Here is a 22,821-nt window from a genome sequence, read left to right as displayed (position 1 = left end):
CTCAAAAAAGGCAACGAAGAATCAGGCCAACATTAAGCCGACAGCATCGAGCTACAGAATTGTGAAGTAAAACGGGCTGCGCCGCAACGTTAATTGCGTCGCAGCCCTTATTGTGCTTGGCAATGAAGGAGCAGGTTTATGCAATCCGCCATCCAGTCGTCACCCTACGCGCTCCGTCATCAAATCCCCGCGTTAGCGCAAGAGCTGCGTAGCTGCTCAATAAGGTTAGCCTCATGCAAACGCGCCTTTAGGTGCGTGCAGTGTGAGGTCACGTGTGGCCTCACACAACCCCACGGGCTGCGTAGCTGCCCAATAGGGGCTGGCGCGTAGATTTGCGAACGGACATAAAAAACGGGCTGAAATACAATGTATTTCAGCCCGTTACAAGGTTGTCGGGGTGGCGGGATTCGAACTCGCGACCCCCTGCTCCCAAAGCAGGTGCGCTAACCGGACTGCGCTACGCCCCGAATGCCTTTAAGCGAGTGCAAAGGTAAGAATATTATCCTACCTTTGCAAACCTTTATGCCTATTTTTACTTATTTTTAGTATTCATCCCACGAGCGAATCTCGATGTCATCGACGGTCATTTGAGTGAATGAGCCGATAAAGGCCGAAGCCAATCGAGCATTAGTCAACAGTGGCACATTCAGGTCGATAGCTGCACGACGTATGCGATAGCCGTTGGTCAACTCGGTTTCCGAGAGGTTTTTTGGAATGTTGACCACAAGATCCACCTTCTTGTCATGCAACAACGATAGTGCCTGCGGCTCCATGTCGGGCTGGCTCGGCCAATAAACCTTTATGGCGGGGATGCCGTTGTCGGTAAGGAACTGATGGGTACCGCCGGTGGCATAGAGTGTGTAGCCGCTATTGTAGAGCGCATGGGCGGCATCGAGCATATCGGCCTTCTGCTTGGGTGTTCCGGTCGACAGCAGCACGCCGTTGCCCTTTGACGGAATTCTCATTCCCACCGAAAGCATAGCCTTCATTATGGCCTCATCAGTGTCAGCTCCGATACAGCCCACCTCACCGGTCGACGACATATCAACGCCAAGCACGGGGTCGGCACCCTGAAGACGCGAGAATGAGAACTGCGAGGCCTTGATACCCACGTAATCGAGGTCGAAGGCATTCTTGTGAGGCTTCTCGACATCATGACCGAGCATGACGCGAGTGGCAATGTCGATGAAGTTGAGCTTAAGCACCTTGCTCACAAACGGGAACGAACGCGATGCACGCAGGTTGCATTCTATTACCTTTATGTCGTTGTTCTTGGCAAGGAACTGGATGTTAAACGGGCCCGATATGTTGAGAGCCTTGGCTATCTTCTGACTCACCTTCTTTATGCGGCGAATAGTTTCGACATATAGTTTCTGAGGCGGGAACTGGATTGTGGCATCGCCCGAATGCACGCCGGCAAACTCGATGTGCTCCGATATGGCATAGACCTTTATCTCGCCGTTCTGAGCCACGGCATCCATCTCTATTTCCTTGGCAAATTGAATGAACTCGGTGACAACGACCGGATGCTCCTTTGACACATTGGCAGCAAGTCGCAGGAAGCGTTCAAGCTCCTCATTATTGGAGCATACGTTCATCGCAGCACCCGACAGCACGTAGCTCGGACGCACCAGGACGGGAAATCCCACCTCATCGATAAACTTGTGAATGTCGTCAAACGAGGTCAACTCCCTCCATCGAGGCTGGTCGACTCCGATGCGGTCGAGCATGGCCGAGAACTTGTGACGATCCTCGGCATTGTCAATCGAGGTGGCCGATGTACCGAGTATGGGCACCTCGGCGGCGTCAAGACGGGTGGCAAGGTTGTTGGGAATCTGACCGCCCACCGACAATATCACTCCGTGAGGCTGCTCAAGGTCGAGAATATCCATAACTCGCTCGTAGGTGAGCTCGTCGAAGTAGAGCCTGTCGCACATGTCATAGTCGGTCGACACCGTTTCGGGATTGTAGTTGATCATTACCGAACGCCAGCCCTCGCGCTTAACAGTCATCAACGCATTGACCGAGCACCAGTCAAACTCAACCGAGCTACCGATGCGGTAGGCTCCCGAGCCGAGCACCACAATCGACTTGTGGTCATGCAGATACTTGACATCATTGGCCGATGCATTGTAGGTCATATACAGATAGTTGGTCTTGGCCGGATATTCAGCGCCCAGCGTGTCAATCTGCTTCACCACCGGGACAATGCCAAGGCTCTTGCGCATTCCACGCACCACATCCGATGCCTCGTGCGATGAGCTCCACGCATCCTTCATGACGGCTCTTGCTATCTGGAAGTCGCTGAAGCCCTGCTCCTTGGCCTGACGCAACAGCGCCTCGGGCAACTTGTCGACCGAGTCAAATGTTTCCAGCTCATCGGCAGTCATCACAATGTTGTGCAGCTTATATAGGAACCAGCGGTCAATCTTGGTCAGCTCATGTATACGCTCCAGGCTGTAGCCTTGGCGCATGGCTTTCGATATGACGAATATGCGCTTGTCGGTAGGTTCCTTCAGTGCATGGTCGATGTCGGGAATCTTAATCTCCTTGTTTTCGACAAATCCGTGCATGCCCTGTCCTATCATGCGTAGGCCCTTCTGAATCGCCTCCTCAAATGTGCGGCCTATGGCCATAACCTCGCCTACCGACTTCATCGAGGAACCTATCTCACGCTTAACGCCGTGGAATTTACCAAGGTCCCAACGAGGAATCTTAACCACCACATAGTCAAGGGCCGGCTCAAAGAACGCCGATGTCACCTTGGTCACTGAATTCTTCAAGTCGAAAAGTCCGTAACCGAGTCCGAGCTTTGCAGCCACGAAAGCAAGCGGATAGCCCGTAGCTTTCGATGCAAGAGCCGATGAACGCGACAAGCGGGCATTGACCTCGATGACCCTGTACTCCATCGAAGCGGGGTCAAAGGCATATTGCACGTTACATTCGCCCACAATGCCTATGTGTCGTATGATTTTTATAGCAAGCTTGCGCAGATAGTGGTAGTCCTCATTGGAAAGAGTCTGCGAGGGAGCCACGACGATTGACTCGCCGGTGTGTATGCCGAGCGGGTCGAAGTTCTCCATATTGCACACCGTTATGCAGTTGTCAAAACGGTCACGCACCACTTCATATTCAACCTCCTTCCAACCTTTCAGCGACTTCTCCACGAGCACCTGCGGCGAGAACGACAACGCCTTCTCGACAAGGGCAATAAGCTGCTCCTCGTTGTCGCAGAATCCGCTGCCGAGTCCGCCGAGCGCATAAGCGGCGCGCACGATTACGGGATAGCCCAGATCGTTGGCGGCCTTTATGGCATCGGCTGTGGTGTTGACAGCCTCGCTCTTGATGGTCTTTACATTTATCTCGTCGAGCTTCTTCACAAACAGCTCACGGTCCTCGGTTTCCATGATGGCACGCACCGGAGTTCCGAGCACCTTCACGTTGTAACGGTCGAGCACTCCGCTCTCATGCAATGCGACACCGCAGTTGAGCGCGGTCTGTCCGCCAAACGCCAGCAGAATGCCGTCGGGGCGCTCCTTCTCGATAACCTTCTCCACAAAGTAGGGCGTCACGGGAAGGAAGTATATCTTGTCGGCAAAGCCGTCGGATGTCTGTACGGTAGCAATGTTAGGATTTATCAGCACGGTTGTTATACCCTCCTCCTTCATTGCCTTAAGAGCCTGCGAACCTGAGTAGTCAAACTCGCCCGCTTCGCCAATCTTCAATGCGCCACTGCCAAGAAGCAGCACTTTTTTTATCGAATGTGGATTCATCGTCATGTATATATTAAGTGCGTGTCGTTAAAGCATATTTACAAATTCATCAAAGAGGAACTCCGTGTCCTTGGGACCCGACGAAGCTTCGGGATGGAACTGAGCCGAAAAGAAAGGCTTGCTCTTGTGGCGTATTCCTTCATTGGTTCCGTCGTTCATGTTGATGAACAGCGGCTCCCAGTCATCGGGCAGCGTCGAGTTGTCGACCGCAAACCCGTGATTCTGCGACGTGATGAAGCAGCGGTCGGTTCCCGCTTGACGCACGGGCTGATTGTGGCTGCGGTGTCCGTAGGCAAGCTTGTAGGTCTTCGCACCGGCAGCCTTGGCAAGCAGTTGGTTGCCCATGCATATACCGCATATAGGCTTCCCTATCGCCATGGCCTTGCGCAGGTTGTCGACTGTTTCAGCAGCCATGTCGGGATTGCCCGGGCCGTTGGATATGAACAGTCCGTTATAGGGTATGGATGTAAAATCATAATTCCAGGGAACGCGGATCACTTTTACGCCTCGGCGCGTCAGGCAGCGTATGATGTTGTGCTTAACTCCGCAATCGACGAGCACTACGGTCTTCTCGCCTTCGCCGTGCACCTCCACCTTGTCGCAGCTCACTTTGGCTACAAGATTCTCGGCGTTAGGGTCGTAGAAAGGAACATCCTCACTGCCCTCGACTATTATTTTTCCCAACATCGAACCATGCTCACGCAGATGCTTCGTCAGCTCTCGGGTGTCTATTCCGTAGATTCCGGGGATGTGCTCCTCCTTGAGCCAATCGGCAAGACTGCGGTCGGCCTGCCAGTGGCTGTGCTCCCACGAATAATCCTGAGCCACAATTGCCTTGCAATGAATGTGGTCGCTCTCATAGTATTCGCTCACATCATTCTTTTCACGCCGGGGAGGAACGCCGTAATTTCCAAGTATGGGATAGGTGGTAACTAATATCTGCCCCTCATAGGAAGGGTCGGTAAGACTTTCGGGATAACCCGTCATCGCGGTGTTGAACACGACCTCGCCCGAAGTTGAGGCCTCATAACCGAAGGATTTTCCCTCGAAAGTGGTCCCGTCCTCAAGAACAAGGACTGCTTTTTTTGTTTCGCGCATACGATAGAAAATAATATGTAGGAAAAATAAGTGTCACAATTCACAGGCTTTCTATCGTGAAAACCATGCAAAGGTAAGAAATTTTCGCTACACACTTAACCTTTTGCCATTAAAAATAATGTTTTTATGACAAATATCTTAAATCGAGCCGATTTACGCTAACTGCATTAACAAGATTGCAATCATCCCGAAATAAGACTAAATAAGCCTCTGTCTATTGCCTGTATGCTTTTTTCGACTATTTTTGCAGTAATGATTATAGCATGACCTGAATGAAGCTTCGCAATGTCATCTTATCGGCTCTTTGTGTGATGTCGTCGCTCACCGCCACGGCGCAAACCGAAGTGACCGATTCTCTTCTTCCCGACATTGAATTCCGGGAACTTCCAGCTATGACCGACAAGCCCGAATACATGAAAACTCCTGTAACAATGTCGCCGGTAATGTTACGCATAAACGATGTCGAGAACTACAAGTACCACCGCATACAACCCCTGCATATAAGCATGCCTGCCGACGGGCGCATCGCAATGTGGTATAACGGCGGAGTGTTCGGAGCGATAGCTGTCAACGAGATGCCGGGAATGATGGGCATCGAGAGCGGAAGCATAACGTTAGTTCAGCAATTGGGGCGGTTCACGTTCACAACCCATGCCGATGCCGTGAAATACGGCTACTTCAACGGCTTGACCACATCCTACGGAATAGGTGGCTCGCTATCCTACCGAATCAACGACCGATTGAGCGTAACAATGTTTGGCAACTACTACACTCCGACGGGCAATGTCAACCCAGCCATGGCAGGATACATCTCTCTGCCGTCATTCGGCGGATATGTCGACTATCGTTTCAGCGAACGCTGGGGAGTAAAATTCGGAGCACAAAGTTATCGCACCTCCGACACCGGCCGTTGGCACACACAGCCCATGGTTATTCCCTACTACCGACTCTCGGAAAAGGCTGAAATAGGAGTGGATGTGGGAGGCATCCTGTACAACATCATCCGATCATCGCGAGGAAAGTCATTCCAAAACATGGGCAACCCTACAATTCCACCTCCCGTAGGCGGACCGCCGCCCGTGGCTCCACGCCGATAATGCAATCAATAACTCCGATTTTATAACGCATCTGACCAAAATGCAACCCGCCAATCACGCCTCACAAAGATTATCCAACATGGAACTGCTGCGCATCATCAGCATGCTGATGGTGCTCGCCGTGCACTTCGACGGTGCTTCGTTGGGATTGCCTCAGCTGTCGGGAAATGTCGACAGGATGAACGGGCGTCAGGCATGGCAGCTTGCCACCGAATCCATAACGATAATAGGCGTAAACTGCTTCACGCTCCTTTCGGGATATTTCGGCATAAAGCTCAGGGTCAAGTCGGTAGCAGCCTACTTGTTTCAATGTATATTCTACGCTGTAGGCATCGCGACAGTTACGGCCATAACGGCTCCCAATCTGATAAATTACGACCAATGGCTTGAAAGCTGGCTTGTGCTGACCCATACCGACCTTTGGTATGTGCCCGCCTATTTTGCCCTGATGCTGCTAAGTCCGTTCCTGAATGCCGGATTCTCGGCCATGTCACGCAAAAGCGCCGTAGGAGTCACGTTGCTGTTCATCCTGTTTAACATATGGGCCGGCTGGTGGTGGGGAGGCAAATTCAACCCCAACGGCTATACAATAGCCCAGCTTATAATGATGTACATGACTGGCCGCACGCTTAGCCTGTTCCCCACTCTCGCCACAGGTTGCGGACGCAACCTCACCATGGCATCGACAGGTTATGTCGCCGCCACTGCCGGAATATTCGTGACATCGCTCTATATGCCTTCGCTGAAAGCATTTGCCTACAACGCCCCCTTTGTAATTTGCGCATCGGTAGCCCTGTTCATCACATTCATGAATCTCCACATGCAATCAAGGGCCATAAATTACATCGCACGCTCGGCTTTTGCAGTCTATCTTCTTCACAAGTCGCCGATTATATGGACACATCTGATGAAACCCACAGTTTACCAATGGTGGCAGGAGCACTCGTTGTGGGAATTTTCATTGATGATGACAGGCTTGATGATTGTCGTCTACATTGTGGCTATGCTCATCGACCCGATGCGCAGGACGTTATCCGACATTTTCATCTCAACCGTCACGAAGTCGTTCAGACATGAGCACGCCGAGTGAACATTGCAGCGACTTCAGCCATTATCTTGTTAAAAACAATCGCTCACTATGACATGCCCGCCTAATATGTCAGAATCGCTGCCGTCACGCAAGCTGTTGATGATCATCGACCCACAGGTCGATTTCATTACCGGCACACTACCTGTGCCCGGTGCCGAAGCCGCAATGAACGACCTTGCCGAATACATAACGCAAACCGACGGTGACTACACGCTTAAGATAGTAACCGCCGACCGACATCCGTTCAACCATTTCTCATTCAAGGATTTCGGAGGGCGTTGGCCGTCACATTGCATTCACGACACTGTGGGTGCGGCTATATGGCCGCCACTTGTAAATCCGTTATACCTCACTGCCGGAGATGTAAGATTTTTCTACAAAGGTGAGTCGGCTGACATCGAGGAGTATTCGATATTTCAGAATCAGGAAGCCAAGGTGCGCATAGTGAGCATAATAAATGACGAGGGCATCAATCAGATAGACATTTGCGGACTTGCCGGCGATGTGTGCGTTCTCAACACACTTTGCGACGGCATCGACCTATTCGGCCGTGACATGTTCAACGTGCTGCTGCGCTTCTCCCCTTCACTCGACGGAGGCACCGCCCTCAACAACATCCTCAACCGCCCCTAAGTAATTGTCAGCGCATGCTGTAGATGAATAGCGACAGACCTGTTACCAACATGATGAAACCTATCCACAGGTAGAACCGATAGTTGGCCACTTCAGCTTGAGGGACAAGCGGATGGATTTTTATGCGCTGAAGACGGTAGAGCTTCTTCAGCCTCACATAGAGGCGCAGCCCCAATCCTGAAAACAACAACACAAGCCCCAATATTTTGTACACACTCATAACCGTTACGATTTAGTTATCCCCCATAAGTAATATAAGCTATCACACCCAAAGCAAACAAGCCATAGCCGGCATAGCGTATGGCATAAAGGAGTCGGTTATATCTCACCCACGCATCACTCCCGTGCTGCGCCTTTATCTTCAACGCGGCTCCCCACATTCGGCTGCCGGCCATGCAGGCAACGGCGGCTATAAATATGCTTATAATAGTCCATATCATAAGCATATAACAAGTGAGGAGCCGCGATGGTTGTCATCGACTAAAAAGTCGTTATTTTCCCTTTTTGTCGCCGACTTTAACAGCCTTTGCCGCCTCGTCAAGAGTCAATGTACCGTTCATTAGAACGACCAGAACCTCATCACTCTCTTCAACCAAAATGACATACTCGTTTGTATTGTTTGCCATCTTTTTCATGTAGATCTTCACATTCTGCTCGTCGTCATTGACACTCATCATAATTTCGTAACCGTTCTTCTGGTTTATGTTAAGCTCTTTTATCAGCTTATTAAGCTCGACTACCGAAGCGGGCGACTCGGCGTTAATAAGCTCAAGGCTATTAAGCTTCTTTATAACAGCCGACAGGTTCATATCGTCGGTCACATTCGCGTCGCCTGCCATCTGAAGCATGGCCTTTGACACATAAACGGTAGTTACACCCTTTATCTTCTCACATTTCTCAAAAAACTTGCTTTGAGCAAACGTTCCCATGGCGCAAAACACCGTAAGGAGCATGAAAATAATTTGTCGTTTCATAATTCTATATTTTATTAAGTTCTTCGTATAATAATTCTGTAGCGTCACAAGTTGTCTTTTCAGCGGTTTCAATTCCGGCCATACCCTTTTGCAAATTTGTTGACAACAAGGTCAAAGCCATTTTAGTGTGGGCATAAGCCTCTTCAGGCGTCATCTCCGATTGAGGCTCTGCCGGAACCGTGTTATGATAGGTCGTGGCACCGAATACAATCAAGGCACATGCTGCCGCAGCCGATACCCAGGTAAGCGACTTGCGCAAACGACGGCCTATGACATCGCCCCTTGACTTGGCAGCCTGCTCGTCGATCATGTCACACAACCGCCGCTCCAGTCCATCGGGCACCTTTACATCGGCAAGCTGCATGAACATCTCTTTGTCGGACAACAGCTCCTCATCAACCTCATTTTGACTGAAATAGTCAAGCAACGCCTTCTCCTCGGCCTCGGTTGTGTAACCGCCGTAGTAGCGGTCGAGCATTGATTTTATATCGTTTACAGTCATCGTTTAAGAAGTTTAAAAGTTTGAAAAATGTTTTCGTATCGCCATGCGTCCACGGCTAAGCAACACCCTCACGTTGCCGGGCGATTGCCCCGTGGCCGCCTCTATCTCTTCCATTTCGCATCCTTCAACATCCCTTAATGTCACGACCCGCCTTTGCATTTCAGGCAGTGTGTCGATAATCGACAGCACCTTAGTCGCACGATCGTGGTTCTCAAGTCGTGAAGCCATGTCGTAGTCGGGTTCACCGGCTTTCACATCGTCAATCACTTCATCATGTCGGCGATTGTTGACGAGGTCTATGCTCTCATTACGCACAAGTGTCATAGCATAAGCTTCAGGACTTTCAAGAGCCGACAGCTTGTCACGCTTCTCCCAGAGCTTCATGAACACATTCTGCACCACATCCTCGGCATCGACGGCATTACCCGTCAGCCTGAATGCCAGCACATACATGCGTCGGTGGCTCGGCATCATAAGTCGTTTAAACGTGTCGGCGTTCATTGCAATCACTTATTATTGGATTCATTTACAAATTTGAGAATATCGCTCTTTTTGAAATCGCCTTTCAACTCCATGAACGTACATTCCGAATCGGAGTAGTTAAGCAGATAAAGCTTTTTTATCTTGTCGCCCTTGGAGTCCATCCAAATTTTTACGACATCACCGTCATCATTCATGCGCAAAAGCTCCTCGCATCCACTGTCGGTGTTGTTAATCATGTTTATAAGCGGTTCACACCGACTTTCGGGAACGAGCATTTTCATGCTTTTGACTTTGTCGGCCATGGGAACATCGTTTACACCTCCCAAGTTTTTACCAAGCCATGTCACAAAAGGAGGCATGCTGATATACGTGACATCCTCTTTCTTTTTGAACTCATTAAAAACGCTGTCAAATCCACGGCAATAACCGGCCTGAACCGCCAGCAGCAACGCGATGATAATAATTGACAATCTTTGTTTCATAATCTCTATTTTTTATCAATCGCCCCGTTTATCGGGGCTTACAATCAATAGACCCTAAAACTGATTTTTTGTTACAAAAATATTTGATTTTTTTAAGCGCCCGTTCATCGTCCTTTGGCGGTGGATCGGTCAACCTCGGCGTCGGCATTGACGAGCTTGCTTGCTCCGCGCTTCTGCCTTCCCCATTGAATATTATAACTAATCTCAATGAATGGCATCGGACATATATCGGTGCGTGTACGTGATTCATTGATGTTATATCGACTTATAGACCGGCTTCCCTTGTCATACTTGGTGAATGGACAGAACACACCGGCTCCTATCGCCCATTGCTTGTAGTTGTAGTTCAACTGCAGCACTGAAAAGGTTTCACCCCATGTAAGCGACTCACCCCAAAGGCTCACCTGATCCTTTCGATATTGCACAAGTAACGCGAAGTTCCAATGCCTTAGCATAGCCGTGACATCGCCCGACCAGCAATGGTTGTAATGCTTGTAACCGGTTCCTCTCATCCTTTCGGCTCGGTATTGCAATGTGCCGTTTACAAAAAACCAATCGGGTATAACATCAATCTGAGGAGATATATAGAATGCTATATTCTGCAATCCGGCACTGTTTTCATAGGAAGTAACGAGCTTATCCCCTCGCCATTCTATGTATGGTGCTATTGCATCGGGGCTTGTGAACGCCATTACTCCTATTGATCCCGTTAAGCGCGGTATATTATAGTTGTAACTCAATGTAAGTCGATAGGACGAGGAAGTCTTAAGGTCGGGATTGCCGATTCGCCATTGGAAACCGTCTATCTGCTGCGGTACTATATTGGTTTCAGCCAATGATGGAGCCGATTGCCATGTTGCAAAATTAAGCTTGAATTGTGACCGCTGTGTCCGGCTGTAGGTCAAGGCCAACTGCGGTCGCAAGCCCCATGAATCGCACCCCTCATCGGTTTCCACAAATTTGAATGATGTATATTGTGCGCCGATGCCTGCCGTCACCGTGACATTGTTCATTCTACGGAAGTATTCGCCAAAGAAGTAAAACCTGTCCTGTCGTTGATGAAATACTTCTCCTGAAAAATTCTCATAAGTTGATTTGTTACGGTTGGCCCTATAAGAAGCTCCTGCCGTTAATCGTGAGCCGCTCCACTTTTTAATGTAATCGGCCTCTATGCCGTAGGCTTGGTTACAATCCCTTATGGATGTGCTCACATTTGTGATGTCATCACCGCTATCTTTAACTTTTTCGGTATAGTCATGGAGAGTCCGGCCGTTATATAGTGACGCATTAAAATCAACGGCTATAACCTGATTGTGACTGAAGTGCTGCTCCAGATATGCCGAAAAACTTGGTGTAAACCCCTTGACTCCGTTATAATCCCGAAGTCGAATGTCGCTAAAACCGTTGTTAAGTGACATCACTCCGTCAAATAATGAAGCTATCGACCACTGTTTAAATCCACTTAATGCCACCCACACCACGGTAGTGTCAGGATTGATGTAACTATAGTCCAGCTGAAGGTTCCCTCTGTTCTCATCCATATATCCGCCCACAGGGGTTTCCTTACGGGTAAGCGATTGTCCGTCGGGATAGATGAATGTTTCATAGTATTCACGTGTACAACCTATTTTATTTGTCAGCTTATAATTCATGCTTAGCCCCCATTGCGACTTGCCGTCGTTGAATTTAAGCGATGCATACCATGGAGCCCATGCACAGTTCAGCGCCTGATCTCCCGACAACATAAACGCACCTCCGGCATCGGGATTTGCGACAATGAAATTCACCACCGCGTTAGCTCCATTGTAACGCAATCCCGGGTTATCAATCCACTCAACTCTCTTGATTGTTTCAGGCAATAGTGATTGGACTTGTTCAGTCGTGGCTACTCGACCGTTAATACGCAACTGCACACTTTGCCCCGATGACTTGACTGTGCCGGAAAAGTCATCCACGTTAAGTGTTGGAATCATTAGATTACGGAGCATCTGCATGCCGTTTTTAGAATATTCCACAGCCGTTTGCGATGGATAAAACACATCCATGTCGGCCTTTCGTATAATCCTTGGAGCCTGAACAACTATCTCGTCAAGCTCATGGGCTGCAATCGAATCGGGCACTTCATTGTGAGCAATCGCCACAGTGCCTCCTAATAATGTAATTAATGAAGTGAACAAGAATCTCATTTTGGTAATCCATTTTTGAATGATTACCTTTTAGACCCCTGTCCACCCGATTATGTTACAAAGACAAATACGATTTAGAGCGAGCGTATAAACTTCTCGCCATAGTCGAGAAGCAGATCATGTCCGGCCGCATTCAGATGGGCCGTGTCGTTGACACCGCCGCCTTGAAAGTATTTGGCACGGAACTCGGGATTGTTGACATCAATGCCACTTGTGTGAGCTGCGTCGAGCACAGGAATACCGTAACGACCGCAAGTCGAGATTATCTCCTCGATTACCTCCTTGAAATAGGGACGATCGACATTCCACGGTGTCACAAAACCGATGGCGGTATCGGGGTAACGCTCCTTAAGGCTACGACACAACGTGTCGAGGCTCTTGGTAAACTTGTCCCAGCCGCCGTACTTGGCCACCCAGTCGGCATCGTTATGTCCGGCGATCACAAGCAGTATGTCGATGCTGTCGGGCAATTCCTTGTAACGCTCGGTCATCTCCCGGCCAAAGCCCTCCTTGCTGCGGTCAAAAGCTATCGAGCTGCCGTTTCGTCCGAAATTGATGTATTTCATGCCCATTCGCTCGGCCACCTTTGAATGCCAGGCCTCGGTGTAGGGGCGCAGATGATTGGCCACATAACTGTCGCCGAACACACACATTGTCTTTCCCGAAAAATCGTCATCGGCCGCAAATGCTGAAACATTTAACGAAATGACAGCCGCTAAGGCTGCAATAGCTTTAATCAAGGTATTCATATTGATTTCTATATTTACGCCCTAAAGTTAAAAAACTTTTTAATATGCCGCCCTATTATTTACCCCTTAATTTGTTACTTGACCTCACAAGCTTTGTCGGCTCGATAAAGTTTTGTACTTTTGCACCATATACATAGACAAGAACTTTATACCAAATTATATAATTCAAGCACTAAATCATGAGCAAAATCAAGTATGCAGTTCTTTCTATCGCTTTTACATCAACGATAATCATGAATGCAGAACAACCCAAAGGCGTCGACCGTAACAATCTCGACCCGTCGGTGACGCCACAAGAGGACTTTTACGAGTATGCCTGCGGCGGATGGATGAAAGCCAATCCGCTCAAGCCCGAATTTTCACGTTACGGCACATTCGACCAACTCCGTGAGAACAACCGCACACAGGTGCGTGACCTCATAACCGGCCTCGACACAAAGAATGCCCCCCAAGGCTCAATGACACAAAAGATAGGCGACCTCTATGCGCTGGGGCTCGACAGCATTAAGCTGAACCTCGACGGAGCGCAACCCATAATGGGCGATGTTGTAGCCATAAATCAGACACCCAAAGCCGACCTTATCGACCTGATAGCCGTAATGCCCGGAATATCGGCGTTCTTCGCCACCGGAGTGGAAGCCGACATGATGGACTCCAACGCCAATGCCATGTATTGGTCGCAAGGCGGACTCGGACTCGGCGACCGTGACTACTATCTTGAAGATAGCGAAAACGCACGTGACCTACGTGACGCCTATCGTAAATATGTGATGACGCTCACCCGTCTTGTAGGCTATGACGAAGCCGCACAACAACGAGTAGCCGACAACGTGATGAAAATCGAAACCGCACTCGCCGAAGCGGCCATGTCACGCGAAGAGCTGCGCAACCCTGCGGCATCCTACAACCCCATGACCATGCAGGAGCTTGCCGAGCGTTATCCCAATGTCGACCTGAAGCGTTACTTCGCCAAGCAGGGCATCAACGACATCAATTCGGTAATCATAGGACAACCCAAATCACTTGCCGCTGTCGACAGCATCCTGGCCAACGCCACCGAGCAGGAACTGCATGACTACTTCACGGCAGGTTACATAGCTTCGGCCGCCCCCTACCTGAGCGATGACTTCGTGACAGCCGACTTCCTGCTATCCAAGGCCGTGTCGGGTGTTCAGGAGCCGCTACCCCGATGGAAACGCGCAGTAAGCGTCCCCAATTCTCTTCTCGGAGAGGCCGTAGGTCAGCTCTATGTCGAAAAATATTTCCCGCCGACATCCAAGGGCAAGATGCTCGACCTTGTTGCCAACCTTAAGACAGCACTGCGACAGCACATCGACGCACTCACTTGGATGAGCGACACCACCAAGGCCCGCGCAAGGGAGAAGCTCGACGCATTCTCCGTGAAGATAGGCTACCCCGACAAGTGGCGTGACTACAGCAAACTTGACATCGACCGACGCAAATCCTACTGGGACAACATAAAAGGAGCAATAAAGCATGAACAGGCCTACAACCTCTCGGACTGGGGCAAACCCGTCGACCGCGACCGATGGTTCATGACACCTCAGACGGTCAACGCCTATTATAACCCGACGACAAATGAGATATGCTTCCCCGCCGGAATACTTCAGGCTCCCTACTTCAACCCCGACGCCGACCCGGCCGAAAACTACGGCGCGATAGGCGTAGTAATAGGACATGAGATGACGCATGGATTTGACGACCAGGGCAGTCAGTTTGACAAGGACGGAAACCTGTCGAACTGGTGGACCGAAAACGACCGCAAACGCTTCAACGAACTCACCGACGGACTTGCCGAGCAGTTCAACCGCATCATCGTCCTCGGCGACACTCACGCCAACGGCCGCTTCACGCTCGGCGAGAACATAGCCGACCAGGGAGGATTGCGAGTGGCCTACACCGCCTATCACAACTCACTCGGCAACAGCAAGGGCGAAGTAATCGACGGCTTCACGCCCGACCAACGATTCTACCTCTCCTACGCCAACGTATGGGCCGGCAACATCCGCGATGAGGAGATACTGCTGCGCACCAAGACCGATCCCCACTCGCTCGGCCGCTGGCGCGTCAACGGCAGCCTGCGTAACATCGAGCCGTTCTTCAAGGCATTCAACATCAAAGAAGGCGACAAAATGTACATGCCGGTCGACCAACGAGTCATCATCTGGTAACGACCGATTATAATGTAACGCTGATATCACGATACGCCGCGAGAACAATCCCGCGGCGTATCTCGTTTCATCCATATAAATAAGGAATAGGAACGAATGATTATTGCAATGTGGGGAAATTTCTTAAATTTGTAGAAAATTTTAGAGAATGGATAATAACGCTGTTGTTAACGAACTTTCCAAGAGCATGGGGCGTGATGCAAAGGACATCGCGGCTCTTCTCGACGGAATAACCGCCATAATGCGCGAAAAGCTTAGCGCAATGGACTCCATAGCCATACCCGGATTCGGCACTTTCGAGCCAATCAAGGAGGACGAACGAATCCAAAACGACCTATCGACCGGAAAGCGGCTCTTGCTGCCTCCTGAAATAACCGTACAGTTCAAGTCAAGCGCCTTGTTACGCCGTAAAATTTCCGACCGATGAATCTCACAATCACATTCCCGCAACTCGCCGCTGCATTGGCACAAGCCACCGGCAGCAGCCAATCCACAGCCGAAACATTCATCCGTCAGCTGTTTGACTACATATCATCCGAGCTTTCGCAAGGACGAAGCGTCAGCATAAAGGGACTAGGAGCCTTCACGTTAGGAATGTCGCCCGAGAATCCGATACTCTGGCAACCCGCTCCCGAGCTTGCTGAAGCGGTAAACCAGCCCTTCGCCTTTTTCGAGCCGGTAGAGCTGAACGACGGCGTGACCGAAGAGGTGCTGTCGACACCGCCGTCAGCTGACACTGACAAAAAAGAGGATGAACCGGCAGCTGTTTCGGAGATTAAAGCCGACGACAACGAGGCTCTACCCATCCCCGAACCCGACGACAATCAAGTTACCTGTGATACAAGCGACGACAAAGAGTCGCCCGAAGCTTCCGCTGAAGAATCTGCCGAAGAGCCTCAAGAGCAAGAAGAGCCATTGACTGTAGATGACGCTCAGCAACAAGACGATTCAACCGCCGACGATCAACCCGCCGATGCTCCTGAAGCCGACGAAACGCCCGACTATCAGGAAGAGTACGCCCCACAACAGCGGTTCAATCCATGGTTTGCGCTAATCATCGGCTTGGCCATAGGTCTTGTGGCAGGATACTACGCAGGTTATCGCTGGCAATACTATCCTTGGGCCGCATCGATGCAATACGAGCCGCAAGCATCAGATACAATAATCGATCCCTACAAGGCCCTCGACTCCGTTATCGTCAATGTCGACAGCCTGTCGGCCGTGACTGTCGATTCAGCAGCTGTAGTCGAGCCGGCCGTCGTTGTGCCCGAAGTAATAACCGACACCATAACGGTGACACGATTCCTCACCACCATGGCGCGAAAATACTACGGCGACCATCGTTTCTGGGTCTACATCTATGAAGAAAATGCCCCGAAACTCCGTCACCCCGACAAAATACGCCCGGGCACAGTGGTCGTCATTCCGCCCGCCGAAAAATACGGCATAGATGTTAACGATCCCGAGAGCGTTAAGAAAGCTTCATCCAAAATCGGTGAAATTTACTCCCGTTTTGACAAATAATCTTAATCTTTTAACAAGATAAAGGATATATAGCTAATTTTAACAATCGGTCTTAACTATAAAGTTGTTGGAATATATAAATTTGCACTCACGGGGGAATTATGCCCAAGCGTAAACAAAAAGCGAATTAACATAAATATTAAATAAAAAACAGTTATTACTCAAAAAAGGAATTATGAGTGACACGGTAAACATTAGAGAGCTCAACGACCTCGTTGCCGCAAAGAGCGATTTCATCACCCTCATTCAGCGAGGAATGGACCAGACAATTGTCGGTCAAAAGCATCTCATCGACTCACTGCTCATAGCTTTGCTTTCCAATGGCCACGTACTGCTCGAAGGCGTGCCCGGTCTGGCAAAAACATTAGCAATAAAGACTTTGGCACAAATCATCGATGCCAAATACAGCCGCATCCAGTTCACTCCCGACCTGTTGCCGGCCGATGTAATCGGTACTATGGTCTACAGCGTCAAGAGTGAACAGTTCCAGGTGAAGCGTGGTCCCATATTCGCCAACTTCGTACTCGCCGATGAAATCAACCGTGCGCCGGCCAAGGTACAGAGCGCACTGCTTGAAGCCATGCAGGAGCGTCAGGTGACAATAGGCGACAGCACATTCCCCCTCGACGAGCCCTTCCTCGTAATGGCCACCCAGAACCCCATCGAGCAGGAAGGTACCTATCCCCTGCCCGAGGCACAGGTCGACCGTTTCCTCTTGAAGGTTGTCATAGGCTATCCCTCCAAGGAAGAGGAGAAAGTCATCATACGCCAGAACATCACAAACGAAAAGAAGGAGATACGCCCGCTTCTTAAGCCCGAAGAGATTCTCGAGGCCCAGCGCGTCGTAGAGAAGATATACATCGATGAGAAAATCGAGCGTTACATCGTCGACATCGTATTCGCAACCCGTTTCCCGGCCGACTACAACCTCAACGACCTCACGACAATCATCGCCTTCGGTGCATCGCCCCGTGCGTCAATCAGCCTTGCACGCGCCGCACGCAGCTACGCATTCCTCCGCGGACGCGGTTACGTTGTGCCCGAGGATGTAAGAGCAGTGGCCCATGATGTGCTCCGTCACCGTATCGGACTTACCTACGAGGCCGAAGCCAACACCATCACCGCCGATGAAATAATTTCAGAAATCCTTGACAAGGTAGAAGTACCCTAAGTAGAAAGTCACGCTTATGGATGCCAACGAGCTTCTTAAGAAAGTAAGAAAAATCGAGATCAAGACCAAGGGTCTGTCGCAGAACATATTCGCCGGTGAGTACCACTCGGCGTTCAAGGGTCGCGGCATGATGTTCAGCGAAGTGCGCGAATATCAGTACGGCGACGACATCCGCGACATCGACTGGAACGTGACCGCCCGTCACAACCATCCCTATGTCAAGGTCTTCGAGGAAGAGCGCGAGCTCACCGTGATGCTTCTTATCGATGTGTCGGGTAGCCGCAACTTCGGTGCCATGGGCGAGGACAAGCGAGAAATGATAGCCGAAATAGCCGCGACGCTGGCCTTCTCGGCTATACAGAACAATGACAAGATAGGCGTGATATTCTTCTCCGACAAAATCGAGAAATTCATTCCCCCGAAAAAGGGTCGACGCCACATCCTGTTCATAATCCGCGAACTGCTTGACTTCACTCCCGAGCAACGCGGCACCGACCTGGCCGAGGTGCTTCGCTACATGACCGATGCGCTGAAGAAACGCTGCACAACGTTCATAATCTCCGACTTCATCGACTCACACGACTACTACAAGGCGCTATCTATCGCCAACAACAAACACGATGTCACGGCCATACAGGTCTATGACAAGCGTGACGCTCAGTTGCCCGATGTGGGATTCATGCGAGTCATCGACCTCGAAACCGGACGCGACCGATGGGTCAACACCTCATCGGGTAAAGTGCGGCAGGCATTCAACCGGTGGTGGTATGAGCGTCAGCAGCAGATGATTGACCGCTTCAATCGATGCCGCGTCGACTACACCTCTATTGCCACCGACGAGGATTTTGTTAAATCGCTCATGGGCCTGTTCCAGAAACGCGGCGTGAGATGACATCAACCGCCGCCTTCACGGCAACACTCCACAACCAACCTACAATTCAATATCGCAGAATATGAAAGTTATCAATCGCATTCACTTATTACTGACAGCACTGCTACTGTCGTGCGCCACAGCCCACGCGGCGGCTCCTGTCAGCGTAAAGGCGTCGCTTGACTCAACCTACCTGATAATGGGCAAGCAAACGCTCTTGAAAGTGAATCTTGTGCAGGACAAAGGCACTCAGGGTTACTTCATAACCAACAACGGCGACACGCTCACCCGCGAAGTCGAAATAATTGGCCTCCTCCGCAGCGACACTACCGACATAGGCTCCAACCGCGAAGAGATTGTGCGTGAAATCATAATCCAGTCATTTGACTCGGGGCTCTATACACTGCCTCCGTTTGTCTACGTGGCCGACGGCGACACATTCGCGTCCAACGACCTCGCTCTCAAGGTACTCCCCGTCCCGGTCGACACCATGACCACAGTCCATGACTACGCCGGAACGATAGCGCCACACACTCGCATCTGGGACTATCTGCCCGACTTCATAACCGACTATTGGTGGATATATGCAATAGTCCTTGCAATAGGCATAGCCGTAGCAGCCTACTTCCTCTTCTTCAAGAAGAAAGTAATAGCAGCCGTGCTTCCCAAGAAGAAACCCGTGCCGCCCTACGAAATGGCTATGCAGCAGCTCAACAAGCTTAAGGAGGAGAAACTCTGCGAGCGCGGACAGGAAAAAGAGTACTACACCCGCCTTACCGAGATTCTTCGTGTTTACCTTGACAAGCGTTTCGGCATAAACGCAATGGAGATGACTTCCACACAGATTCTCAACTCCCTGCGTCACCGCGACGACACCAAGCCTACTACACAGCTCATGAAGCAGATTCTTGAAATGGCCGACTTTGTAAAGTTTGCCAAGGTGCGTCCGCTCCCCGACGACAATGTCAAGACCCTCAACATGGCCGTGCAGTTTGTCGAGGATACTAAACCGGTAGAACCCTCGGCCGAAGAGTCATCAGAAACCGACGACGACAAGCCGACCGACGAAACTTCACAACCTAAAGACAAGAAATAATGCAACTCGCTCATCCTGAATATCTCTGGTTGTTTCTTCTGCTCGTACCGTTGATTGCATGGTACGTGTGGAAATATCGTAACGCCTATCCCGCACTCGAAATATCCACGACAACGCCCTACAACAAGTTGCCGCGTTCAATAAAGGAGTACATGCTGCACGGACTGTTTCTGTTGCGGCTCGCGGCGATATCATGCGTCATCATAGTGCTTGCACGACCCCAGACTCGCGACAGCTGGCGCACATCGTCGACCGAAGGTACTGACATCATCATAGCCCTCGACATATCGACCTCGATGCTCGCCCGTGACTTCAAGCCCGACCGCTTCGAGGCGGCCAAGGATGTGGCGGCCAAGTTTGTCGCCGGACGCGAAAGCGACAACATAGGCGTGGTTATTTTTGCCGGCGAGAGCTTCACTGCCGTGCCCATGACCACCGACCGATCGGTGCTTGCCAACTACATCCACGACATAAAAATGGGAATGCTTGAGGACGGAACCGCAATAGGCGACGGACTCGCCACATCGATAAACCGCATCAAGGACGGAAAGGCTAAGTCGAAGAGTATCATACTCATCACCGACGGAACCAACAACACCGGTAACGTGGCACCCGTAACGGCTGCCGAGATTGCCAAGAAATACGGCATAAAGGTCTACACCATAGGTGTGGGTCGCAACGGCACCGCTCCTATGCCGCAGCAAAACTACTTCGGCGGCATCGACTACGTAAACATGCCGGTCGTTATCGACGAAAACACCCTACGCACAATCGCCTCAACCACCGGCGGAAAATATTTCCGCGCTACAGGCAACAACGTGCTGAAGGACATCTTCGCTGAAATCGACCAACTCGAAAAGACCCAAATGGATGTACGCCACTTCTCCCACACCGAGGACAACTACATGATGTGGGCATGGCTCGCCATCGGACTGTTCCTGCTGGAAATCCTGCTGCGTCACACCGTGTTGCGCACAATTCCATGACAATTTACTATAATAATATATAGCCAAAACAATGTTCAGTTTCGCTAATCCACACCTTCTATATCTTCTGTTCCTGCTTCCCGTTGTTGCAGGGCTATACATCATTGCGAGGATTGCACGGCGACGCAAGCTCATGCGCTACGGCCGCATTGCAACCCTGACGCCGCTCATGCCCGACGCTTCACGCTACAAGCCCGGGATTAAGCTGGTTCTTCAGCTTATAGCAATAGCCGCACTTGTTATCGTGCTGGCGCGTCCACGTGCCGGTGCCAAGGAGGAGGTGAGCGAAGTACAAGGCATAGAGGTGATGATATGCCTCGATGTATCCAACTCGATGCTCGCTTCATCGACCGACGATCCGCGCGGCGTGTCGCGACTTCAGCGAGCCAAACTCGTGCTTGAAAAGCTCATCGACAAGCTCGACAACGACAAGGTGGGCCTGATTGTGTTTGCGGGCGACGCCTACACCCAGCTACCCATAACGAGCGACTTCGTGTCGGCCAAGATGTTCCTCAACAGCATCTCCACCGAAATGGTCCCCACCCAGGGAACAGCCATAGGCGCTGCAATACAGATGGCTATGAACTCGTTTACTCCCGATGAGGATATGCAGCGTGCCATAATCGTGATAACCGACGGCGAGAACTTCGAGGACGATCCGCTCGCAGCGACCCAGGAAGCAGCCAAGCGCGGCATTCAGGTCGATGTGATAGGACTCGGCTCGACAAAGGGCGCACTTATACCCATAGGCCGTAACGGTCAATATCTGAAGGACGACTCGGGTAACCCCGTGACAACCCGTCTTGATGAAACGATGGCCCGCAAAATAGCCGAGGAAGGCGACGGCATATACGTGTCGGGAGCCGCGTCGACAGTAGTCAACGATGTCGACGAGCAGCTCAAGACTCTCGCCACCAGCAGCCTCGAGAAAATCAACTACACGGCAAGCGCCGAGCAATTCCCCGTATTTGCATGGATTGCGCTTGCATTCCTGATTCTTGACATATTCATGCTTGACCGAAAAGTGGGCTGGCTGAAAAAAATCAACTTCTTTAGCAAATAAAAACAATGCTGACGATGAATCGAATTCTATCCCTATTGCTCCTGCTTGCCGCATCGACATCGGCCTTTACCGCTTATGCCGCCGATGACGACAACTCAACACGCAAGGAGCGCAACTACATACGCGAGGGCAACTCCCTTTACAAAGAAAAGCGATATGCCGACGCCGAAGTGGCCTATCGAAAGGCTCTTGAGGAAAATGCCATGAGCGACATTGCCATGTACAATCTCGCGGCATCGCTCATCCGACAGTCGGGAACCGCCGACCCCAACTCGGGCAACAACCCCATGGCCGAGGCGCAACAGCTTCTGCAGGGACTGACCCAAAGCAGCCGTGACATGCAGATTGTCGAAAACGCCTTCTACAATCTCGGCAACATGGCATTCAACCAGCAGCAGTATGACCAGGCTATAAACATGTATAAGGGGGCGTTACGCAAGAATCCCGACAACGACAAGGCCCGTGAAAACCTGCGCCTCGCCCAGCTGAAGCGACAGGAGCAGCAAAATCAGGATCAGAATCAGGACAAGAAGGACCAGGATCAAAATCAGGACCAGCAACAAAATCAACAGAATCAGGACCAACAGCAAAATCAGGACCAGAATCAAGACAATAAGGATCAGGACCAGCAGGGCGACAAAGAGAAAAACGAAAAGCCCAAGGATCAGCAACCGCCTCAACAGCAGCAGGGCGGCATAAGCGACGCCAATGCGGCTAAAATCCTCAAGACAATGGAAAACGAGGAGAATGCCACCCGTCGAAAGGTTCAGGAACTGAAAAAGAAAGAGGAAGAGTCATCACGTCGCCGCACCGGCAACCAGTGGTAACCGCTCCCTAATCGATTGTGCAAC

The 22,821-nt window shown here is 50.7% G+C and carries 22 protein-coding genes and 1 tRNA gene; 12 read left to right on the top strand and 11 right to left on the bottom strand.

Features of this window, described 5'->3' with window-relative positions; genetic code table 11:
* Positions 1 to 392: 392 nt before the first annotated feature.
* The 3 genes from E5354_RS10635 to carA form a co-directional block, all read right to left on the bottom strand.
* Positions 393 to 467: transfer RNA gene (locus tag E5354_RS10635), tRNA-Pro, on the bottom strand.
* A gap of 75 nt (positions 468 to 542) precedes the next feature.
* Positions 543 to 3,773: a carbamoyl-phosphate synthase (glutamine-hydrolyzing) large subunit gene (carB, locus tag E5354_RS10630; RefSeq protein WP_135947466.1), complete on the bottom strand. Its 3,231-nt coding sequence runs from the start codon at positions 3,771 to 3,773 to the stop codon at positions 543 to 545.
* A gap of 27 nt (positions 3,774 to 3,800) precedes the next feature.
* Positions 3,801 to 4,871, bottom strand: a complete 1,071-nt coding sequence (carA, locus tag E5354_RS10625; protein WP_123396043.1) for a glutamine-hydrolyzing carbamoyl-phosphate synthase small subunit — start codon at positions 4,869 to 4,871, stop codon at positions 3,801 to 3,803.
* Between the two features lie 272 nt (positions 4,872 to 5,143).
* On the opposite strand from carA, the gene E5354_RS10620 reads away from it, so the two are divergent.
* The 3 genes from E5354_RS10620 (at position 5,144) to E5354_RS10610 (ending at position 7,691) form a co-directional block, all read left to right on the top strand.
* On the top strand, positions 5,144 to 5,968 hold the full coding sequence (locus E5354_RS10620) for a hypothetical protein (protein WP_135947465.1): 825 nt from the start codon (positions 5,144 to 5,146) through the stop codon (positions 5,966 to 5,968).
* Between the two features lie 40 nt (positions 5,969 to 6,008).
* The gene (locus E5354_RS10615) at positions 6,009 to 7,058 is read left to right on the top strand and encodes an acyltransferase (RefSeq protein WP_135947464.1); all 1,050 of its coding nucleotides are present in this window, start codon (positions 6,009 to 6,011) and stop codon (positions 7,056 to 7,058) included.
* A 66-nt stretch (positions 7,059 to 7,124) separates the two neighbouring features.
* Positions 7,125 to 7,691 (top strand): isochorismatase family protein, encoded by a 567-nt coding sequence (locus E5354_RS10610; RefSeq protein ID WP_135947463.1) that lies wholly within the window; start codon positions 7,125 to 7,127, stop codon positions 7,689 to 7,691.
* A gap of 7 nt (positions 7,692 to 7,698) precedes the next feature.
* On the opposite strand, the gene E5354_RS10605 is transcribed toward E5354_RS10610, so the two are convergent.
* The 8 genes from E5354_RS10605 to E5354_RS10570 all read right to left on the bottom strand — a co-directional run bounded on the left by E5354_RS10605 (position 7,699) and on the right by E5354_RS10570 (position 13,067).
* Positions 7,699 to 7,911 (bottom strand): hypothetical protein, encoded by a 213-nt coding sequence (locus E5354_RS10605; protein ID WP_135947462.1) that lies wholly within the window; start codon positions 7,909 to 7,911, stop codon positions 7,699 to 7,701.
* Positions 7,912 to 7,927: 16 nt separating this feature from the next.
* The gene (locus tag E5354_RS10600; RefSeq protein ID WP_135947461.1) at positions 7,928 to 8,131 is read right to left on the bottom strand and encodes a hypothetical protein; all 204 of its coding nucleotides are present in this window, start codon (positions 8,129 to 8,131) and stop codon (positions 7,928 to 7,930) included.
* Positions 8,132 to 8,182: 51 nt separating this feature from the next.
* The gene (locus E5354_RS10595) at positions 8,183 to 8,665 is read right to left on the bottom strand and encodes a DUF4252 domain-containing protein (RefSeq protein ID WP_135947460.1); all 483 of its coding nucleotides are present in this window, start codon (positions 8,663 to 8,665) and stop codon (positions 8,183 to 8,185) included.
* Between the two features lie 4 nt (positions 8,666 to 8,669).
* Positions 8,670 to 9,167, bottom strand: coding sequence for a hypothetical protein (locus tag E5354_RS10590; protein WP_135947459.1), 498 nt, complete (start codon positions 9,165 to 9,167; stop codon positions 8,670 to 8,672).
* A gap of 12 nt (positions 9,168 to 9,179) precedes the next feature.
* On the bottom strand, positions 9,180 to 9,668 hold the full coding sequence (locus E5354_RS10585) for an RNA polymerase sigma factor (protein ID WP_135947458.1): 489 nt from the start codon (positions 9,666 to 9,668) through the stop codon (positions 9,180 to 9,182).
* Between the two features lie 5 nt (positions 9,669 to 9,673).
* Positions 9,674 to 10,132 (bottom strand): DUF4252 domain-containing protein, encoded by a 459-nt coding sequence (locus E5354_RS10580; RefSeq protein WP_135947457.1) that lies wholly within the window; start codon positions 10,130 to 10,132, stop codon positions 9,674 to 9,676.
* Positions 10,133 to 10,236: 104 nt separating this feature from the next.
* Positions 10,237 to 12,318: a TonB-dependent receptor plug domain-containing protein gene (locus E5354_RS10575; protein ID WP_135947456.1), complete on the bottom strand. Its 2,082-nt coding sequence runs from the start codon at positions 12,316 to 12,318 to the stop codon at positions 10,237 to 10,239.
* A gap of 74 nt (positions 12,319 to 12,392) precedes the next feature.
* The gene (locus E5354_RS10570; RefSeq protein WP_135947455.1) at positions 12,393 to 13,067 is read right to left on the bottom strand and encodes an SGNH/GDSL hydrolase family protein; all 675 of its coding nucleotides are present in this window, start codon (positions 13,065 to 13,067) and stop codon (positions 12,393 to 12,395) included.
* Between the two features lie 179 nt (positions 13,068 to 13,246).
* On the opposite strand from E5354_RS10570, the gene E5354_RS10565 reads away from it, so the two are divergent.
* The 9 genes from E5354_RS10565 to E5354_RS10525 all read left to right on the top strand — a co-directional run bounded on the left by E5354_RS10565 (position 13,247) and on the right by E5354_RS10525 (position 22,797).
* Entirely contained in the window at positions 13,247 to 15,259 is a 2,013-nt protein-coding gene (locus tag E5354_RS10565) for a M13 family metallopeptidase (RefSeq protein ID WP_135947454.1), read from the top strand.
* 148 nt (positions 15,260 to 15,407) lie between these two features.
* The gene (locus E5354_RS10560; RefSeq protein ID WP_135947453.1) at positions 15,408 to 15,686 is read left to right on the top strand and encodes an HU family DNA-binding protein; all 279 of its coding nucleotides are present in this window, start codon (positions 15,408 to 15,410) and stop codon (positions 15,684 to 15,686) included.
* Positions 15,683 to 16,783, top strand: a complete 1,101-nt coding sequence (locus tag E5354_RS10555; protein ID WP_135947452.1) for an HU family DNA-binding protein — start codon at positions 15,683 to 15,685, stop codon at positions 16,781 to 16,783. Before E5354_RS10560 ends, E5354_RS10555 begins: the two co-directional genes overlap by 4 nt.
* A gap of 175 nt (positions 16,784 to 16,958) precedes the next feature.
* A complete protein-coding gene (locus tag E5354_RS10550) occupies positions 16,959 to 17,954 on the top strand; it encodes an AAA family ATPase (RefSeq protein ID WP_135947451.1) in 996 nt (331 codons plus the stop codon).
* 16 nt (positions 17,955 to 17,970) lie between these two features.
* Complete coding sequence (locus E5354_RS10545) at positions 17,971 to 18,846, top strand: DUF58 domain-containing protein (protein WP_123396057.1); 876 nt, start codon at positions 17,971 to 17,973, stop codon at positions 18,844 to 18,846.
* 61 nt (positions 18,847 to 18,907) lie between these two features.
* Entirely contained in the window at positions 18,908 to 19,921 is a 1,014-nt protein-coding gene (locus tag E5354_RS10540; protein ID WP_135947450.1) for a cell wall anchor protein, read from the top strand.
* Positions 19,921 to 20,907 carry a vWA domain-containing protein gene (locus tag E5354_RS10535; protein ID WP_123396059.1) on the top strand — a complete coding sequence of 329 codons (987 nt, stop codon included), beginning with the start codon at positions 19,921 to 19,923 and terminating at the stop codon, positions 20,905 to 20,907. Before E5354_RS10540 ends, E5354_RS10535 begins: the two co-directional genes overlap by 1 nt.
* 31 nt (positions 20,908 to 20,938) lie before the next feature.
* Positions 20,939 to 21,970, top strand: coding sequence for a vWA domain-containing protein (locus E5354_RS10530; RefSeq protein WP_135947449.1), 1,032 nt, complete (start codon positions 20,939 to 20,941; stop codon positions 21,968 to 21,970).
* 14 nt (positions 21,971 to 21,984) lie between these two features.
* Positions 21,985 to 22,797 (top strand): tetratricopeptide repeat protein, encoded by an 813-nt coding sequence (locus tag E5354_RS10525; protein WP_168353885.1) that lies wholly within the window; start codon positions 21,985 to 21,987, stop codon positions 22,795 to 22,797.
* Positions 22,798 to 22,821 lie beyond the last annotated feature (24 nt).

The sequence above is a fragment of the Muribaculum sp. NM65_B17 genome (genome assembly GCF_004793735.1).
Classification (GTDB): domain Bacteria; phylum Bacteroidota; class Bacteroidia; order Bacteroidales; family Muribaculaceae; genus Muribaculum; species Muribaculum gordoncarteri.
This window is presented reverse-complemented; position numbering and strand designations above follow the sequence as displayed.

Bases quoted from the DNA above. Each gene is read 5' to 3' on its own strand.
- carB (WP_135947466.1), bottom strand. From the start codon at position 3,773: ATGAATCCACATTCGATAAAAAAAGTGCTGCTTCTTGGCAGTGGCGCA.
- carA (WP_123396043.1), bottom strand. From the start codon at position 4,871: ATGCGCGAAACAAAAAAAGCAGTCCTTGTTCTTGAGGACGGGACCACT.
- E5354_RS10620 (WP_135947465.1), top strand. From the start codon at position 5,144: ATGAAGCTTCGCAATGTCATCTTATCGGCTCTTTGTGTGATGTCGTCG.
- E5354_RS10615 (WP_135947464.1), top strand. From the start codon at position 6,009: ATGCAACCCGCCAATCACGCCTCACAAAGATTATCCAACATGGAACTG.
- E5354_RS10610 (WP_135947463.1), top strand. From the start codon at position 7,125: ATGTCAGAATCGCTGCCGTCACGCAAGCTGTTGATGATCATCGACCCA.
- E5354_RS10605 (WP_135947462.1), bottom strand. From the start codon at position 7,911: ATGAGTGTGTACAAAATATTGGGGCTTGTGTTGTTGTTTTCAGGATTG.
- E5354_RS10600 (WP_135947461.1), bottom strand. From the start codon at position 8,131: ATGATATGGACTATTATAAGCATATTTATAGCCGCCGTTGCCTGCATG.
- E5354_RS10595 (WP_135947460.1), bottom strand. From the start codon at position 8,665: ATGAAACGACAAATTATTTTCATGCTCCTTACGGTGTTTTGCGCCATG.
- E5354_RS10590 (WP_135947459.1), bottom strand. From the start codon at position 9,167: ATGACTGTAAACGATATAAAATCAATGCTCGACCGCTACTACGGCGGT.
- E5354_RS10585 (WP_135947458.1), bottom strand. From the start codon at position 9,668: ATGAACGCCGACACGTTTAAACGACTTATGATGCCGAGCCACCGACGC.
- E5354_RS10580 (WP_135947457.1), bottom strand. From the start codon at position 10,132: ATGAAACAAAGATTGTCAATTATTATCATCGCGTTGCTGCTGGCGGTT.
- E5354_RS10575 (WP_135947456.1), bottom strand. From the start codon at position 12,318: ATGAGATTCTTGTTCACTTCATTAATTACATTATTAGGAGGCACTGTG.
- E5354_RS10570 (WP_135947455.1), bottom strand. From the start codon at position 13,067: ATGAATACCTTGATTAAAGCTATTGCAGCCTTAGCGGCTGTCATTTCG.
- E5354_RS10565 (WP_135947454.1), top strand. From the start codon at position 13,247: ATGAGCAAAATCAAGTATGCAGTTCTTTCTATCGCTTTTACATCAACG.
- E5354_RS10560 (WP_135947453.1), top strand. From the start codon at position 15,408: ATGGATAATAACGCTGTTGTTAACGAACTTTCCAAGAGCATGGGGCGT.
- E5354_RS10555 (WP_135947452.1), top strand. From the start codon at position 15,683: ATGAATCTCACAATCACATTCCCGCAACTCGCCGCTGCATTGGCACAA.
- E5354_RS10550 (WP_135947451.1), top strand. From the start codon at position 16,959: ATGAGTGACACGGTAAACATTAGAGAGCTCAACGACCTCGTTGCCGCA.
- E5354_RS10545 (WP_123396057.1), top strand. From the start codon at position 17,971: ATGGATGCCAACGAGCTTCTTAAGAAAGTAAGAAAAATCGAGATCAAG.
- E5354_RS10540 (WP_135947450.1), top strand. From the start codon at position 18,908: ATGAAAGTTATCAATCGCATTCACTTATTACTGACAGCACTGCTACTG.
- E5354_RS10535 (WP_123396059.1), top strand. From the start codon at position 19,921: ATGCAACTCGCTCATCCTGAATATCTCTGGTTGTTTCTTCTGCTCGTA.
- E5354_RS10530 (WP_135947449.1), top strand. From the start codon at position 20,939: ATGTTCAGTTTCGCTAATCCACACCTTCTATATCTTCTGTTCCTGCTT.
- E5354_RS10525 (WP_168353885.1), top strand. From the start codon at position 21,985: ATGAATCGAATTCTATCCCTATTGCTCCTGCTTGCCGCATCGACATCG.